This is a genomic window from Geotalea uraniireducens Rf4 (assembly GCF_000016745.1).
GTDB lineage: Bacteria > Desulfobacterota > Desulfuromonadia > Geobacterales > Geobacteraceae > Geotalea > Geotalea uraniireducens.
Map to the genome: position 1 here is coordinate 5,120,511 of NC_009483.1, position 15,854 is coordinate 5,136,364.

A 15,854-nucleotide genomic window follows, 5' to 3' on the forward strand; every position below is an offset into this window, starting at 1 on the left:
CGGAAAAGAACCGTTTCCGGATGGAAACTAAATAATAGCTTTCCCTTGAATACCAAAGAGCGACCGGACATTATATGCCCGGTCGCTCTTTTTTGTAACGATTAGTTATGTGTATATTCAGCCGGCATACTGGGTATAATACCCTTTAACCTTGACCAGGTAATCCCTGGTTTCACGGGGAAGCGATGTCCCCTTTCTGTCAACATTGCCCGGCCCCCAGTTATAGGCAGCCAGAGCAGACTCCACATTCCCGCCATAACGGTTCAGCATATCCTTTAAAAACCGCGTTCCTGCCATAACATTCTGTTCGGGATCAAAAGAGTCGCTGACACCCAAGTCTTTGGCAGTCGCCGGCATAAGCTGCATAAGCCCTTGCGCGCCTGCATGTGAAACCGCATGGGAATTAAAATTGCTTTCTGCTTTTATGACGGCCTTGATAAGGCCCGCATCAACGCCATAGCGGTTAGAAGCTTTACTGATGATGGCATCCAGTGAGGCACGGTCTGCGTTTTGCGTCCTGTTTTCGGACTTGCTGCCGTCATCCTCCGGCAAAGTAGCTGAGACAGCGGCGCCATTCCGCTCCTGTTCCAAAAAACTCGACAACGCCTTATTTATGGATTGGCTACTGGGGGGAGGATCGTTATTCGAGGTGTCGTCTCCCAGAGAAACTGCACTCCTTAACATCCGCAGATGAAGAATTTCCGCCGCCGTTGCCACTGTAACCGGTGGATTTCCGCTGCCGCTTTTCATATTGCCTGCGGCTGAAAGGGCCTCTTCAAACAGCGCCCCGCTGCTGTTTCCAGCCGCTTCAATCTGAGCCTTCAGCCGGCTGACATCATTCTGCACCCTTGTTTCTACTTGGTTTATCACCATTTTGTTTCCTATGAACCGGATAACGATACATCATTGAACACAAGCTTCTTTTTTTTCAGCTTTTCGATAAGTGTGGTGCGTTTAAGGTTAAGGAGAGTTGCTGCCTCTTTCTTATTTCCCCCCGTCTTTTCCAGTGCCTGCAAAATCAGCTGATTTTCAAAATCTTCCACAGCACTATTGAGACAGAAGCCGGTATCCGGGAGAGTCAGACGTTCTGACTTCGGTGCAGATTTTATGCCACGATATTTTTCAGGAAGATCTTGAAACGTTATTGTGCCGCTCCCCTTGAGGATTACCAGTCGTTCAACAAGATTTTCCAGTTCACGAACGTTTCCGGGCCAATCAAAATTGCACAATATGTCCATCGTGTTTTTGTCAAAAGATTGAACCTTGCGTTGCTTGTTCCTGTTGAATTTCTCCAGGAAATTGTTGAGGAGCAAGGGAATATCGGTCTTTCGCTCCCTGAGGGGCGGTAGGGTTATGGGAATCACCGATAGCCGATAATAAAGGTCTTCCCTGAATATCTTGGAAGCGACCAGATGCTCCAGATTTTGATTAGTAGCGGCAATTATCCGTACATCCACTTTTTTTGTCCTGGCTGCCCCAACCGGTTCCAACTCCTTGTTCTGCAACACTCTCAAAAGTTTGACTTGCAAATTCGGTTTCATGTCACCGATTTCATCGAGGAAAAGGGTTCCCCTGTCGGCCATTTCAAATCGGCCGATACGTGTCGCCACCGCACCGGTAAACGAGCCCTTTACATGACCAAAAAGTTCGCTTTCCAGCAAATCGTCCGGTATTGCCGCACAATTCACCGGCACGAAATTTTTCGTAGCGCGATTACTAAGGTCATGTATGGCTCTCGCTACCAGTTCCTTGCCGGTACCCGACTCACCCTGAATGAGAACCGTTGAGTCGGAGCCTGCCACCTTTTCTATCATCTCGAAGAGAGAAAGCATCCTGTCGCTTTCTCCGATGATGTTGTTCAAGAGGGAACGGTTCTTAATGCAGGGCTTGGATTTGAAGCTCTGACGCTGGAGGGCCTGGTGCTCCAAACCGCGTTTGACATGTGTTTCAAGTTCTTCCAGATTAAACGGCTTTTCCAGATAAAAGAAAGCACCCGCCTTAAGCAGGTTAGCCGTCATTTCAAAGTTGGCAAAAGCACTGTAGGCAATGGTTACAATTTCCGGGCGCATGGCTTTCAATTTCTTAATAAACTCAAGACCATTGACCCGTGGCATCATGATATCCGTTATAACCATATGCACGTCGTTCAGTTCAATTTTTTCCAGAGCATCCTGGCCATCTGAGGCCTGAAAAACCTGGTACCCCTTGTAGCTTAAAAAAGCCGCGACAAAATCCCTGGTTTTTTTATCATCATCCGCTATCAGTATCCTGGCGCTGTCCATTAATTCCTCAACTTTATAAGTGAAGTAGCGATGAGCCGATAAAACATGAAATTTGACGACAGTATAGTCATAAAAACCGACAAAGTCAATAAAATGACTTGTATATTACTTGTATACGTTTTTCCTGATATTTTTTCTTCGGCATTATTTAGCGCGCCTTTTCAGCCGGTTACATTGACGCTTCAAATATTTTAATCCTCGAGAGATTATTGCTGCGCAAATGCTCTGAAAAAATGCCTAATATTTATCAACCTGAAACCGATTAGGTAAGAGAATGAATTGTTAAAGCAAACGAAACCCGATTATATGGTTGCTGTTGAAAAAGGAGGATCTTGGGATGGAAGCATTATTGCAGGTTAAAGGCGAAGATATGACCGGTGAACTGATTCAGCTGGTCAGTTTCAATCTGGACCATGAAGAGTACGGGATCAATGTATTGAAAGTCCGGGAAATTATTCGCATGTTAAACGTTACGCGCGTTCCCAACACCCCCTATTACGTTGAAGGAGTAATTAATTTAAGGGGCAAAGTGATTCCCATTATTTCCTTGCGCAAAAAGTTCAACCTGGCAGAAGCAGACCATGACAAACGTACCCGGATAATGGTCATGGAAGTAGGTGGTGAGTTAATGGGATTTATTGTCGACGAAGTGTCGGAAGTTCTGCGGATCTCGGAGAAGGAAATTCAACCCCCTCCCCCCGTCGTCTCCAGCAACATCGACCAGGAATGCATGTCAGGTGTGATTAACCAGGCTGATCGGCTGCTTGTCCTTCTGAATCTTGAAAAAATGTTCTCCCTCGATGAAAAAATGTTGTTCAGCAGCGTGACCATGTAACTTTACCTTTTTGCTCAACGGGAATATCCCCGTGAATTTTGTTCCGGAGTAGAATATGGCTATAGAATGTGAAGACCAGGAGCTTTTGGAAGGTTTTCTTACCGAAAGCACGGAATTGCTTGAAAAACTCGATGACGATCTGGTTACCCTGGAGAAGTCTCCCTCCGACGCGGACCTGTTAAACGGCATATTTCGCTCTATTCATACGGTTAAAGGCGCATCCAGTTTCCTTGGCTTTGATCTTCTGGTAAAGGTTACCCACAAAACCGAGGATGTCTTGAACCGGTTGCGCAAGGGCGAGTTGTTTGTAAACCCGGAAATAATGGATGTAATTCTTGAGGCCGTTGATCTCGTAAAGCTTTTGGTCAATGATATCAAGGGTGGGGAAATTCAAGAACGGGAAACCGATGCTACTATTGAAAAGCTCCTGCCATACCTTTCAGAAAATATCACTGCCCCAACGACCCTTTCTGGGGAATCTGTTAAAGCGGCATCCCCTCCCCCCGCCAAGAATGATGAAATAGCCAAGACTGCATCCAAGGAAGCAGCTTCATGCAATGAACCACAGCCTGAAGATCTTGCTGAGGAAACTTCCGCTGTTGCCCTGATTAAGGCTAAAGCCCCCATACCCCCAAAGGCAACTGCCGCCAAGGGGGATGAACTTGCCGACAACTCTACCGTCAGGGTTGACGTTAAACGACTCGACGACCTCATGAACCAGGTCGGTGAACTGGTCCTTGAGCGCAACAGGATGGTCCAGCTGCATAGTGATTTCCAGGACGGCCTCGACCCTGCCGGCTTCACAGATGAATTCGGCAAGCTCTCAAAACGCCTGAATTTTGTTACCTCTGAATTACAGATGCAAGTCCTTAAAATGAGGATGATTCCCGTAGAGAAGGTTTTTAAGAAATTCCCCCGCATTGTTCGTAACTTGGCCCGTGAGTTGGGTAAAGAGGTCGACTTGCAGATTTTCGGCGAAGAAACCGAGTTGGACCGCTCAGTGGTCGACGAAATCGGTGATCCTCTTATTCACTTGATTCGCAACGCATTGGACCATGGTCTGGAAATTCCCGAAGAGCGACTGGCCGCCGGCAAACCTAAAAAGGGAACGGTAATACTTTCCGCTACCCATGAAGGAAATCACATCGTCATTAGCATCAAAGATAACGGCCGGGGAATAAACCCCGACAAGGTGGCCGCAAAGGCAATCGAAAAAGGCTTAATAACCGAAGAGCAGCTTGCCGCTATGGGTGGGCGCGACATTCTTGATCTGATCTTTCTGCCCGGCTTTTCCACAAAAGAGAAAGCTACCGACCTGTCAGGCCGTGGCGTCGGCATGGATGTGGTGCGAACCAATATCAAAAAACTCAATGGGATTATTGAGATCAAAAATGAAATCGGTCAAGGGTCGGAATTTATACTCAAGCTCCCACTCACCCTGGCAATCATACAATCACTTCTGGTGGAAGTTGAGAGTGAAATTTACTCCATCCCCCTTTCAGCGGTCATTGAAACACTCAAGGTTGAAAAAAGCACGTTTCATCTCATCGGTGGACGAGAAGTTCTAAAGCTGAGGGAGTCGGTACTGCCATTGATTCGATTACAAAAACTCTTTGGCTGTGTAGACGAGTCACAGGGTAAGAACTCCTGTTATGTAGTGGTAGTCGGTGTTGCCGAGAAACGTGTAGGGCTGGTAGTCACAAGGCTCTTGGGTCAGCAGGAAGTAGCTATTAAATCTTTGGGAAAGTTTCTGGCCAACCTGCCCGGCATTGCCGGGTCTACTATCCTTGGTGACGGGCGAGTAGCGCTTATAGTTGATCCTCTTGCTTTTGTCGAAGGTGGAGAAAACTGAAGCGCCAGATGGTTCCAGCCCGAATAAATATAATGGGGAACGAAGTATGTCTTCAAAAACAGATGAGGTATGCCGTGAAAATCTCTGACAAAGATTTCGAGATTCTCAGGGACTATATATATAACCTGTGCGGCATTTATTTTCACACCAGCAAAAAGTATTTTCTGGAAAGCCGCCTGGCACGGCGCATGGAAGCGACCGGCAGCAAGAACCATGCGGAATACTATCAGCTGGTGAGAAACGGGGCAACCGGCGCCGTGGAACTGAGACGGCTGTTGGACGAGATCACCACGAACGAAACCTGTTTTTTTCGTAACGTGCCCCAGCTAACGGCCATGGAAAACAAGTTCATCCCGGATATTGTCGCCATCAAGTCAAAAATCGGCTTTCGCAAATTGAGGATTTGGAGTGCCGGATCGTCTTCAGGGGAAGAAGCCTATACCCTGGCCATGATCTTACTGGAAAAGCGGAATGCGCTCTTGAAGGACTGGATTATAGAAATCGTCGGTACAGACATCAATGAAACGGTGATCGCTCAGGCAAAGGAAGGCATATACAACACCTATTCGGTGAGAAACACCCCTGAGTTTTACCGCCGCAAGTATTTTAAGGAAGAGCCGGGAGAACGCTTTACCCTGGCACCTGAAATCAAGCGGATGGTCAGTTTTTCCCAGTTGAATTTGTACGATGAGAACAAGATGCTTTTTATGAAAAGCTTCGATTTCATCTTTTGCGCTAATGTACTCATATACTTCGATCTTGCCTCAAAATCCAAAGTTGTTCAGCATTTTTACAACAACTTGCAACCATACGGTTATTTCTTTGTCGGACAATCCGAATCATTGCACGGTGTAAGCGATAAATTCAAAACAATCCATTTTCCCGGCGGCTTTGCCTATAATAAGTAAGGAAAAGCAATATGAATGACAATTCGCTCATGCAAAATGCTCAATCCATGATCGACACCATTATTGAGCTCCCAACCATCCCTCATGTAGCTACCCGGGTAATTGACTTGTTGGACAAACCGGATGTGGAGTTGGATGAAGTGGCCGATATGATCCTGACTGACCAGGTACTGGCCGCCCGTGTCATCAAGATTGTCAACTCTCCCTTTTACAAGCCTGCCCATGAAATTAAATCCGTTAAGCGGGCACTTATCTATCTTGGCTTTCGTCACATAAGAGAACTGGCCTTCACCTGTTCCTTCGTCGATGTTTTCCAGGGCAAAGACGGTGCTTTTAATATCAGGACCTTCTGGGAACACTCTTTCGGTGTTGGTATTGTCGCAAAAATCATCGCCCAAAGATTTCGCTATCCAGACACGGAAAAAGCTTACCTGGTAGGTATAGTCCACGATATAGGCGAGGTTTTTTTAAGCTATTACATGCGAGACAAGTTTGAAAAACTTCTTGAAGCAATGAACGGCCAGGCGTACCGCATGGTTGAAGCAGAGCAGCAGTTTTTCGGTACCACCCATTGCGAGATCGGGCTTTGCATTAGCCGAAAATGGAATTTTCCCCCGGATTACTGCGAAGTGATTGCCTGCCACCACGCCCCCGAGACTGCTACAATTGACCCGACACTGGCAGCAATTGTTAACCTTGCCGATCTTTTCTGCTCTGTTCGACAGTTGGACTATGGCGGTCAGTCATGGGTATCATTCAAACTCGCAGAGGAAAAGTCCTGGGGAATTCTGAAAAACTTTGCCCCTCATCTCGCTGGATTTGATGTGGAACGTTTTTGTTATGAACTGGATGATCGCGTACCGGAAGTACAGGATCTGGTTAAATCAATTTTTCAAGGCATCGCCGCGGAGTAATCCTTATGCTTCCACCGCAACCCACCAAATTGAGAGTTTTGGTAGTTGATGACTCATGTTTCATGCGTATGGCCATCCGTGGCATTCTGGCAAAAGACCCGCAGATAGAGATTGTCGGTGTTGCTTCCGACGGTGTTGAAGGGGTTGAAAAAGCACTGGAACTCAAGCCTGACCTTATAACCATGGATGTGGAAATGCCGCGGATGGACGGCATCGCCGCGCTGAAACAGATAATGGCTAAGGCTCCGACGCGTGTGCTCATGGTATCAACCCTCACCTGCGAAGGTGCAAAAGCAACCTTTGAAGCGCTGGAAGCGGGCGCCATTGACTTTATCCCGAAAAACATCAGCGACTCTGTAGATGCACAAAAAACATTCCGGGCAGATCTGCTCTTTAAGGTCAAGGAAGCCGCCGGTTCCATCATTCAAACTGACCGATTCAGCTCCAAAAGAATATCGGTTGCGCCTCCAGCTCCTGTCCTGAAATCACGTTTTTCTCACCATAAAGTCAGCTGTGTCGGCATCGGTGCCTCCACCGGAGGTCCGGTTGCGCTTCAGGAAGTACTCTCGCGCATTCCCGTAAATTTCCCCTTCGGCATCATCGTTGCCATCCACATGCCCAAAGCGTTTACCGGTCCTTACGCCGAAAGGCTCAATGCCAAATGCTCGCTCGACATCCGCGAAGCGTCAGATGGCGATATGTTAAAGCCCGGACAGGTCCTCATTGCTCCCGGCGGCATGCATACGGCTCTGGTCCGTCACGGAACAGGTTTTTCCGTCAAAACAATGCCGACCAGTACCTATCCCCAGTACATTTATGTCCCTTCGGTAGACCTGATGATGCAATCGCTCGCAGATGCGAGCAACGGTTCGATGCTTGGAGTAATTCTTACCGGCATGGGAAGCGACGGCTTTAAGGGTATGCAGCATTTGAAAAGCAGGGGTGGGATCACATTGGTACAGAATGAGGCGAGCTCCACCATATACGGAATGCCACGGGCCTGTGTAGAAGGTGGGGTGGCGGATGAGGTTTTGCCGCTCGATCAGATCGGTTTTGAAATTGCGAGAATCGCCGGTTAATGGTCAGCGCTGAGCATCCAGGGCGATCCCATCCGGCAGCACCGCTATGCGGCAGCGTGAAAATCCCTCGCGTTTGAGGCGAAAGAGGAGAAACGGTGCAGCCGGCATGAGGCATCCCTTGAAAAACAGCGCCAGCTCATGTCGTTGATTAACTGCTGCATCGAGGTTTGCCAGGTACGATGGCACGTGTTCAGGTAGTACCTGCGTGTAACCTTCAGGGAAAAGTACCGCAGGTTTCACCACATTCCCTTTCGCAGCGTAGAGCCCCCCACGGAGCGGAAATAACGCCCGTATGATTGTTTGGAGTGTAATGCAAAAACGTTTCAATGCGTTCAATATCACTATTCTCAATATATTCCAGCCTGACCACGACGCAGCTTATGTAAGCCGTTGTTACTTTAGATTCAGCACCACGTTGCGGACTTTTCCGCTTTCTTTCTCCCGGTATTGGAGCCGCAATTCCTTGGCAGTCTGCGCTTCACCCGGAAAAAATACGAAACCGTTGGCAAGCGATTCCGGTGGGATCACTTTCCCTTCCAGTCCCTTGGCCCGTATGTCATCCGTTATCCGATATTCCCGTTCACTGGAGGTCCCCTCCTTCACACCGCCGATAACAGCCCCTCCTGCAGCCCCGACCGCTGCGCCCCGCAGTGTTGCCTCGCCGACGCTCCCCCCGGAGACAATCCCAAGCGCAGCCCCGAGGATGGTACCCGCTGCTGCACCGAGCACCGCTCCTGTTCCTGCGCCTTTGCCGAAGAACGCAGCCAGCTGAGTGGATTTTTCCAGACGATCGATAGCAGTATTGGTCGGAATAATGTTCCAGTAGCGGTTATCGTCATCAACCAGGAAGGTCTGGTTGTTGACGATTTCGAGATTTTTACCGCTTTTGTTCTCCAGCACTATTTGGACGGGCAAGAGTCCCGCCCCCTTGATGTCAAAACCAAATGCTTTTTCCGCCGCATCCGTGTCCGCATATGCCTCACCTCCCAAGCTGGCGCCGTCAACGACCTGTAAATTCGGGTAGGCCGCCGGCGGTCTGAACGAGGCGTATTGGGTCTTGTACGTGGTGCATCCCGATAGCATCAATATCGGCAGCACAATCATCGAACAAATTTTAATTTTCATATCATCCCCCCATGGCTTGTTGCTGTTATAATACTTTAGCACCTGCGTGCCATTGCGCAACATGTCCGTCATTTGAGAGATACGACAACGTTTCGATGAATTTTCTTGCGGAAATTTTCTCGGCTGGGGGAAATTCAAGGCTTCCGAATTTCCATTGTAGCCGACTTTTTACGGTTGACCCAAGTATTGATATACCTGGCGGCTCACAACAGCATAAACCTGAAATTTACGCCAATAAACCAAGGGTGCTCTTTTTTCAATCCGCCACCTTCTCCATTACCACAAGATAACGGGAATCTCCGCTCACCGGCAGTCTGAACTCGAGCAGTTCAGCAATGCGTGCCCCCAGGTCGTCCAACGCACCTTTTGCCGCTTCCGCCTCATCACGGCCGCCTCGTCCTTTCATTGCAATTAACCTTCCGTCAGACTTCAACAATGGCAACGTCATCGCGGCAAAGGTAGGAATGTCCGAAAACGCCCGGGAGACGATCCAGTCGAACTGTCCGGCATGGCTTTTCGCCAATTCCTCCCCACGGACGTGGACGGCTTCAAAATCGTGCAGGTGCAGAAGGCGCGCGACATGACGCTGAAAGATCACCTTTTTCTCTACCGCGTCAACCGACATCACGTGCAGATCATGCAAAACTATCTTAAGCGGAATAGCCGGAAAGCCTCCACCAGAACCGATATCAAGGAGCCGCCCTTTGTTCTTGACCACCTTTGCCAGGGTCAGCGAGTCAACAAAGTGCTTCAACGCGATCTCTTCATCCGTTTTGATGGCGGTGAGATTGATTTTTTTACTCCATTTCGTGAGCTCGCTCGCATAGGTATAAAAATTTCCCAGTTGTGCGCTGGTCAGATGCAGTCCAAGCTCTGTCGCCCCTGTGACAAGAAGTTTTTTTGCTGTTTCGTTCACCGTCCGTTCCTCGCCTTCAATGCAATTGACAGTATGGTAATGGCCGCGGGAGTTACACCCGGTATGCGCGATGCCTGACCAAGGGTATCGGGTCTGAATTGCTGCAGTTTTTCCCGGACTTCCGCGGATAAACCCGGTAGACCGGCATATTCCAAATCGCCCGGTATTTTGGCACTCTCCAGCTTGCGCGCGCGCTCGACCTGCTCTAACTGCCTGTCGATATACCCTTGATATTTTATTTGTATCTCTACTTGCTCCCGCACTGCTGCCGGTATTTCCATAATATGCTTATCGATACGCGCCAATTCCCGGCTATCGATATCGGGGCGCCTCAGGAGCTGTTCATATGTCATTGCATTCTGCATTCCGGTCAGCCCGAATTCTTCCATAAAGACATCGTCCGCCTCAGAAGGCAGCAGTTTTTCTTGCCGCAGACGCTGCAACTCCTCTTCAATCATGTTTTTCTTTGCATGAAATCGCCGATACTCTTCCTCCCGCACGAGGCCTATGGCATAACCCTTCTCGCACAGTCGCAGATCGGCATTGTCCTCGCGCAGCAGAAGCCGATACTCTGCCCTGGATGTGAACATTCGGTATGGTTCTTTACTCCCCAGCGTCACCAGATCATCAATCATCACGCCGATATAGGCATCATTGCGCCCCAGAATCAACGGCTCCTTGCCCTGCACCCGAAGGGCGGCGTTGATCCCGGCAATCAGCCCCTGTGCAGCCGCTTCTTCGTAGCCGGAAGTACCATTGATCTGTCCGGCATGGTAGAGATTGCCGACCACCTTTGTTTCCAGCGATGCATGAAGTTGGATCGGGTCCACGTAGTCGTACTCAATGGCGTAGGCGGGACGCATGATTTCGACCCGCTCCAATCCATAAATGGAGCGATAAAACGCCCATTGCACGTCAATCGGAAGCGATGTGGAGAGGCCACTCGGGTAGACTTCGACCGTATCCACCCCCTCCGGCTCAATGAATGTCTGATGACGGTCCTTCTCGGGAAAGCGGACGACCTTGTCCTCTATTGACGGGCAGTAACGAGGCCCCACCCCCTCTATGATGCCGGAATAGAGTGGTGAACGGTCCAGACCCGACCGGATGATGTCATGGCTTCGCTCGTTGGTATAGGCAATGTGGCAGGGTACCTGGGATTGGGTAATCTTATCGGTAGAGAACGAAAACGGAATCGGCGGATTATCTCCATACTGCGGCTCCAGCCTGCTGAAATCGATGGTGCGGCCATCAAGCCTTGCCGGCGTCCCGGTCTTGAGCCTTCCCACCTTAAAGCCACATTCCTCCAGGCTGACGGAAAGACCGACTGACGGCAGGTCCCCCGCCCTCCCCCCCGGATAATGGGTTAAACCGATATGGATCAGGCCGCGCATGAATGTTCCAGTGGTGAGGATAATGGTTTTCCCCAGGTAGCGCACCCCGGCCTTGGTATCGACACCGACTACATTCCCGTCTTCAACAAGAAGGCTGGTCACCTCGGCCTGCTTGAGATCAAGCTTATCCTGGTGCTCCAGTATCCGCTTCATCCGCAATCGATACTGCTGCTTGTCTGCTTGCGCACGTGAGGCGCGTACCGCCGGCCCCTTTTTGGTGTTGAGAATGCGAAACTGGATACCGGTGGCATCGATATTCTTCGCCATCTCTCCGCCCAGGGCATCGATTTCCTTGACCAGATGCCCCTTGGCCAGGCCACCTATTGCCGGATTACAAGACATCAAGGCAATGGCATCCAGATTGATGCTCAGCAACAGCGTGCAGCACCCCATCCTGGCAGCGGCCAACGCTGCTTCACAACCAGCATGACCTCCCCCCACAACTACAACATCGTAACTCTTATCGTATGCTATCAACTACCGACTCCACACATGTTTAGTTAATTTTCGGTTTCACAATTTTGCTTCAAGAATACTGTATCCCAGCTGTAGCGCTTCTATTTGCAAGGCTTTACCGTCATTGTTTCACGTGAAACATTTTCTATTTACCAATGCAAAAGCGTTGGAAAATAAGATCAAGCACGTCATCCGCGGTTGTTTCACCGGTAACTTCTCCGATTGCGGAAAGTGCATCACGAAGATCGATGGCCAATAAATCCAGTTCCATGCCGGCAACCAAGTTGCCTCTAAAACGAAGCAAAGCATCCCTGCTCTTTTGGAGCGCGTCGCGATGTCTTGCTTGAGAAACGGCAACATATTCGCGGCTGTCAACTGCATGATTATGAATGAACGCCTCAAAAATGGCATCCTGGAGAGCGTCGATACCATCACCCGTCAAAGTGGAAACGGCAATGATCGGAACATCGGGTAACTGTGGCATATCAAAAGATCGGCAGATATCCGATTTATTCATCACAACGATGAAATTACAGGGTGCCAAAACATCGAGAATCGCCTGATCTTCCGAGGAAAACGGTAGCGATGAATCAATAATAAAGAGCACCAGATCGGCCGAAGGTATCTTATCGAGGGAAAGCTTTATTCCCTCCCTCTCTACCCGGTCATCGGATTCACGAATGCCGGCAGTATCGAGTAGCTTAACGGGCAGTCCTTTGATCGTCACCACTTCTTCTATAAGATCGCGGGTCGTTCCGGGAACCGACGTGACAATTGCCCGTTTCTCCCGTAAAAGAGTATTTAACAGGCTCGATTTACCGACATTCGGTTTACCGGCAATAACCACAGACACACCGTCACGCAACACCTTGCCCTCGTTAAACCCGGCCAGCAAGGTTTCCAATTCAGTCAAAGAGCAATCCACATGAGCCCCAACCTGCTGAATGCCCAATACATCAATGTCTTCTTCGGGAAAGTCTATAAAAGCCTCGATTAAAGCAAGTGACGAAACTATCCCGTCTTTAACCCGGGCAATACGCTGAGAGAGCAATCCTTCTCGCTGATGCTGGGCAAGTGCAAGTGACTTTTCGGTCTTGCTGCGTATCACATCAATAATCGCCTCAGCCTGGACAAGATCAATGCGGCCGTTAAGAAAAGCTCGCTTGGTGAACTCGCCCGGCCCAGCCAGACGCGTCCCTTGTTGCAAAACAAGGTCGAGAATCCGCTGCACAACCAGATAACCACCATGACATTGTATTTCCAGGACATCTTCACGGGTATAGGAATGTGGTCCCTTCATGAAAACGACCATGACTTCATCAAGACAATCGGCACTGACCGGATCTATAATAGCACCATAATAAAAACGGTGGCTTTGTAAGCCACCGTCCCGGTTCCTCTTGAAAATTGCATCAGCTATAGACAGTACATGCCTACCGCTAACCCTGATAATGCCGACCCCACCTTCACCGGTGGGGGTACTTATGGCAGCAATCGTATCTTGAACATACATGGGTACTATCCCCGCAACAGCAGCTTATGACGGCAAAGACTTGTTGATGTAAGTCTGTTGCGCAATGGTAAGAATATTGTTTACCAGCCAGTAAAGCACAAGGCCGGATGGAAAATTCAAAAACATAAAGGTGAAAACCACGGGGAGTGCAAGCATCATTTTCGCCTGCACCGGATCCATGTTGCTCGGGGTCATTTTTTGTTGAACGAACATGGTAACGCCCATAATAACGGGTGTTACATAGTATGGGTCCTTTGCCGACAGATCCATAATCCAGAGCATGAAAGGAGCATGACGCAACTCGATGGAAAACATCAGCGCCTTATAGAGTGCAAAGAACACGGGAATCTGGACGATCATCGGCAGACACCCTCCCATGGGATTAACCTTATGCGTCTTGTAGAGATCCATGACGGCACGGTTCATGGCATCCCTGTCATTCTTGAACTTCTCCTTTAACTCCGCCATTTTTGGCTGAAGCTTTTGCATCTCCTTCATCGATTTGTAGCTCTTGTGGGTAAGGGGGAAAAACAAGAGCTTGAGGATAACGGTGATTATAATAATCGCAATGCCGTAGTTATGGGTATATGAATAAAAGAATTTGAGTGTACGGAGGAGCGGCTTGGCCAGAGCGGAAAACCAGCCAAAATCGATGGCCTCTTCAAGCCTGCTACCCTGCCCCTTCAGGATCTCCAGATCCTTGGGACCGTAAAATATTCTGTAATTAACTGCCGCACTCTGCCCGGGATTCAGGGCCAAAGGGGGTGAGGAAACGTCGTCTTGCAGATAATTGGTATTTACCTTGGCAAGACGAACAGCAGCAATACTGTTATTATCCGACAAGATCGCATTCATGAAATACTTGTCGGCAAAGGCGGTCCATAAAATGTTTTTATCGTACTGCTTTGGCCCTTTACTAAAATCTGCCACCTTTTCAGTATTGATCTTATCGTCTGCCAAGGTGACAGGTCCGTACACCTCAAATCTGCCGTCACCAGGCTTTGCCTCGATGCGGTTATTGCCTATCAGGTGCAAAGAACCGTCAAACTTGGTGGGACTGTTATTGAGCAGTTCCTGATGCAAATCGATACGATAATCATTACCAGTAAAGATATAGGATTTTTTAAAGACAATCCCTGTCGGAGAAGTAGATGTAAACTCCAGTGTGCCTTTTTCATTTCCGGCTAATTTGAGGCCATTGGAAATACTATTATATACAACCGTCGGCTCAATACCGAAACTCTTTCCTTCAGTAAGGAGCGAGAATTTTTCTGCCGCCTCTTCGTTGACGAGCACAACTTCACGACCACCGGGGCCGGAGGTTTCCTTGTAACGCTTCAGAACCAGTTTTTTAAGCCCTGCCCCCCTGGTGGAAAAAACAGCCGTAAATAAATCGGTTTCAACAACTAGGTCGCGGACAGATACGTTTCCCTGCTGCATTATTGCAGGAAGAACGGATGTGGAAGAAACAGCCTGGACAGGAGCCGTTTGCGACTGAGGAACAGGCCCGGGCTTAACCACATCTTTTTTCTGCGGCGGTGGGAAAATCATCGAGTAAGCATACAAAACCGCTATCGATAGAATAACGGCAATAACAACTCTCTTTTCCATAAATGCTCCTAATAAACCGGTTATTTTACAGGATCGTAGCCACCCGGATGAAAGGGGTGACATTTCATAATACGTCGCACGGAATACAGCAAGCCTTTAAGAAATCCGTACTTTTCAAGAGATTGTAAAGAATAATGGGAACAGGAGGGATAAAAACGGCAGGAAGACCCCTTGAAGGGGGAAATATATCTTTGATAAAAAAGAATGGAGCGAGTGGCTATTATATTCAACATGTTATTTATGCAGACGCTCCAGAACATTAGCCAATTCACGGGAAAGCCGCTGAAAATCAAGCTGCTCCGCCCCCTTCTTGGCTATGATATTATAATGCGCCATGACAAAACGTGACTTGTTTAATCTATAGAACTCTCGCACCAATCTTTTTACGCGGTTTCGTATAACAGAATTACCAACCTTACGGCTGACAGTTATGCCAATCTTTAGCGTACTATCTTCAGTATGTGTCCAGAGCAAAATGAAATGCGCAGTATGAATCCTTTGTCGTGCATTGGTGAATTGCACAAACTCCGATCGTTTCAACAACCTTTCATACTTTGGAAATGCAAATTGCTTCAAAAGCTATTATTTTGATGCTATCGAAACTGCAAGGTTCTTGCGGCCTTTAGCACGCCTTCTTTTAATAACGAGCCTTCCATTTTTTGTGGACATGCGGACCAAAAATCCGTGGGTTCTTTTTCTTGAAACATTGCTGGGCTGATATGTTCTTTTCATCTTCTATGGACTCCTTGATCAATTTTTGATGGTCCTGAAACTGTATTTAAATAAGCAGTAAAACTAAACATAAACCCAATGTTTTGTCAATGCTTTTTTTATCTCATTGAAAAAAATTACCTTGCAAATTAGCAGTAGCTTTGATAGTCTGCGTCGACCATCAAAATAAATCGTAAAATCTCGCCTAAACAGATTATAACCATATGAAATTACATAGTTTTATTTTATCAACAAGTG

16 protein-coding genes are annotated in these 15,854 nt (G+C 48.3%); 5 read left to right on the forward strand and 11 right to left on the reverse strand.

Annotated elements, in window-relative coordinates; all coding sequences use genetic code 11:
- Positions 1-117: 117 nt before the first annotated feature.
- Both GURA_RS25220 and GURA_RS22460 read right to left on the reverse strand, forming a co-directional pair.
- Complete coding sequence (locus GURA_RS25220; RefSeq protein WP_011941186.1) at positions 118-873, reverse strand: lytic transglycosylase domain-containing protein; 756 nt, start codon at positions 871-873, stop codon at positions 118-120.
- A gap of 8 nt (positions 874-881) precedes the next feature.
- A complete protein-coding gene (locus GURA_RS22460; RefSeq protein ID WP_011941187.1) occupies positions 882-2,282 on the reverse strand; it encodes a sigma-54-dependent transcriptional regulator in 1,401 nt (466 codons plus the stop codon).
- A gap of 337 nt (positions 2,283-2,619) precedes the next feature.
- Between GURA_RS22460 and GURA_RS22465 the strand changes: the two genes are divergently transcribed.
- The 5 genes from GURA_RS22465 to GURA_RS22485 all read left to right on the forward strand — a co-directional run bounded on the left by GURA_RS22465 (position 2,620) and on the right by GURA_RS22485 (position 7,870).
- Positions 2,620-3,117 carry a chemotaxis protein CheW gene (locus GURA_RS22465; protein WP_011941188.1) on the forward strand — a complete coding sequence of 166 codons (498 nt, stop codon included), beginning with the start codon at positions 2,620-2,622 and terminating at the stop codon, positions 3,115-3,117.
- A gap of 55 nt (positions 3,118-3,172) precedes the next feature.
- Positions 3,173-4,969 (forward strand): chemotaxis protein CheA, encoded by a 1,797-nt coding sequence (locus GURA_RS22470; protein WP_011941189.1) that lies wholly within the window; start codon positions 3,173-3,175, stop codon positions 4,967-4,969.
- Between the two features lie 74 nt (positions 4,970-5,043).
- Positions 5,044-5,877: a CheR family methyltransferase gene (locus GURA_RS22475; protein WP_011941190.1), complete on the forward strand. Its 834-nt coding sequence runs from the start codon at positions 5,044-5,046 to the stop codon at positions 5,875-5,877.
- 11 nt (positions 5,878-5,888) lie between these two features.
- Positions 5,889-6,791, forward strand: a complete 903-nt coding sequence (locus tag GURA_RS22480; RefSeq protein WP_011941191.1) for an HDOD domain-containing protein — start codon at positions 5,889-5,891, stop codon at positions 6,789-6,791.
- A 5-nt stretch (positions 6,792-6,796) separates the two neighbouring features.
- Positions 6,797-7,870, forward strand: a complete 1,074-nt coding sequence (locus GURA_RS22485) for a protein-glutamate methylesterase/protein-glutamine glutaminase (protein ID WP_011941192.1) — start codon at positions 6,797-6,799, stop codon at positions 7,868-7,870.
- A 3-nt stretch (positions 7,871-7,873) separates the two neighbouring features.
- On the opposite strand, the gene GURA_RS23115 is transcribed toward GURA_RS22485, so the two are convergent.
- From GURA_RS23115 to rpmH, 9 genes are all read right to left on the reverse strand, one after another.
- Positions 7,874-8,110, reverse strand: a complete 237-nt coding sequence (locus tag GURA_RS23115) for a hypothetical protein (protein WP_157046260.1) — start codon at positions 8,108-8,110, stop codon at positions 7,874-7,876.
- 153 nt (positions 8,111-8,263) lie between these two features.
- A complete protein-coding gene (locus GURA_RS22495; RefSeq protein ID WP_011941194.1) occupies positions 8,264-8,995 on the reverse strand; it encodes a glycine zipper family protein in 732 nt (243 codons plus the stop codon).
- Positions 8,996-9,251: 256 nt separating this feature from the next.
- The gene (gene rsmG, locus GURA_RS22500) at positions 9,252-9,911 is read right to left on the reverse strand and encodes a 16S rRNA (guanine(527)-N(7))-methyltransferase RsmG (protein ID WP_011941195.1); all 660 of its coding nucleotides are present in this window, start codon (positions 9,909-9,911) and stop codon (positions 9,252-9,254) included.
- Positions 9,908-11,782 (reverse strand): tRNA uridine-5-carboxymethylaminomethyl(34) synthesis enzyme MnmG, encoded by a 1,875-nt coding sequence (gene mnmG, locus GURA_RS22505; protein WP_011941196.1) that lies wholly within the window; start codon positions 11,780-11,782, stop codon positions 9,908-9,910. Before mnmG ends, rsmG begins: the two co-directional genes overlap by 4 nt.
- 124 nt (positions 11,783-11,906) lie before the next feature.
- A complete protein-coding gene (gene mnmE / locus GURA_RS22510) occupies positions 11,907-13,274 on the reverse strand; it encodes a tRNA uridine-5-carboxymethylaminomethyl(34) synthesis GTPase MnmE (RefSeq protein WP_011941197.1) in 1,368 nt (455 codons plus the stop codon).
- 24 nt (positions 13,275-13,298) lie between these two features.
- Positions 13,299-14,885, reverse strand: a complete 1,587-nt coding sequence (gene yidC, locus GURA_RS22515) for a membrane protein insertase YidC (protein WP_011941198.1) — start codon at positions 14,883-14,885, stop codon at positions 13,299-13,301.
- A 20-nt stretch (positions 14,886-14,905) separates the two neighbouring features.
- Positions 14,906-15,118, reverse strand: coding sequence for a membrane protein insertion efficiency factor YidD (yidD, locus tag GURA_RS23820; RefSeq protein WP_011941199.1), 213 nt, complete (start codon positions 15,116-15,118; stop codon positions 14,906-14,908).
- Between the two features lies 1 nt (position 15,119).
- Positions 15,120-15,461 carry a ribonuclease P protein component gene (gene rnpA / locus GURA_RS23825; protein ID WP_011941200.1) on the reverse strand — a complete coding sequence of 114 codons (342 nt, stop codon included), beginning with the start codon at positions 15,459-15,461 and terminating at the stop codon, positions 15,120-15,122.
- A 6-nt stretch (positions 15,462-15,467) separates the two neighbouring features.
- Positions 15,468-15,617, reverse strand: a complete 150-nt coding sequence (gene rpmH / locus GURA_RS23830) for a 50S ribosomal protein L34 (RefSeq protein ID WP_011941201.1) — start codon at positions 15,615-15,617, stop codon at positions 15,468-15,470.
- Between the last annotated feature and the right edge of the window lie 237 nt (positions 15,618-15,854).

Bases quoted from the DNA above. Each gene is read 5' to 3' on its own strand.
- GURA_RS25220 (WP_011941186.1), bottom strand. From the start codon at position 873: ATGGTGATAAACCAAGTAGAAACAAGGGTGCAGAATGATGTCAGCCGG.
- GURA_RS22460 (WP_011941187.1), bottom strand. From the start codon at position 2,282: ATGGACAGCGCCAGGATACTGATAGCGGATGATGATAAAAAAACCAGG.
- GURA_RS22465 (WP_011941188.1), top strand. From the start codon at position 2,620: ATGGAAGCATTATTGCAGGTTAAAGGCGAAGATATGACCGGTGAACTG.
- GURA_RS22470 (WP_011941189.1), top strand. From the start codon at position 3,173: ATGGCTATAGAATGTGAAGACCAGGAGCTTTTGGAAGGTTTTCTTACC.
- GURA_RS22480 (WP_011941191.1), top strand. From the start codon at position 5,889: ATGAATGACAATTCGCTCATGCAAAATGCTCAATCCATGATCGACACC.
- GURA_RS22485 (WP_011941192.1), top strand. From the start codon at position 6,797: ATGCTTCCACCGCAACCCACCAAATTGAGAGTTTTGGTAGTTGATGAC.
- GURA_RS22495 (WP_011941194.1), bottom strand. From the start codon at position 8,995: ATGAAAATTAAAATTTGTTCGATGATTGTGCTGCCGATATTGATGCTA.
- mnmE (WP_011941197.1), bottom strand. From the start codon at position 13,274: ATGTATGTTCAAGATACGATTGCTGCCATAAGTACCCCCACCGGTGAA.
- yidC (WP_011941198.1), bottom strand. From the start codon at position 14,885: ATGGAAAAGAGAGTTGTTATTGCCGTTATTCTATCGATAGCGGTTTTG.
- yidD (WP_011941199.1), bottom strand. From the start codon at position 15,118: ATGTTGAATATAATAGCCACTCGCTCCATTCTTTTTTATCAAAGATAT.
- rpmH (WP_011941201.1), bottom strand. From the start codon at position 15,617: ATGAAAAGAACATATCAGCCCAGCAATGTTTCAAGAAAAAGAACCCAC.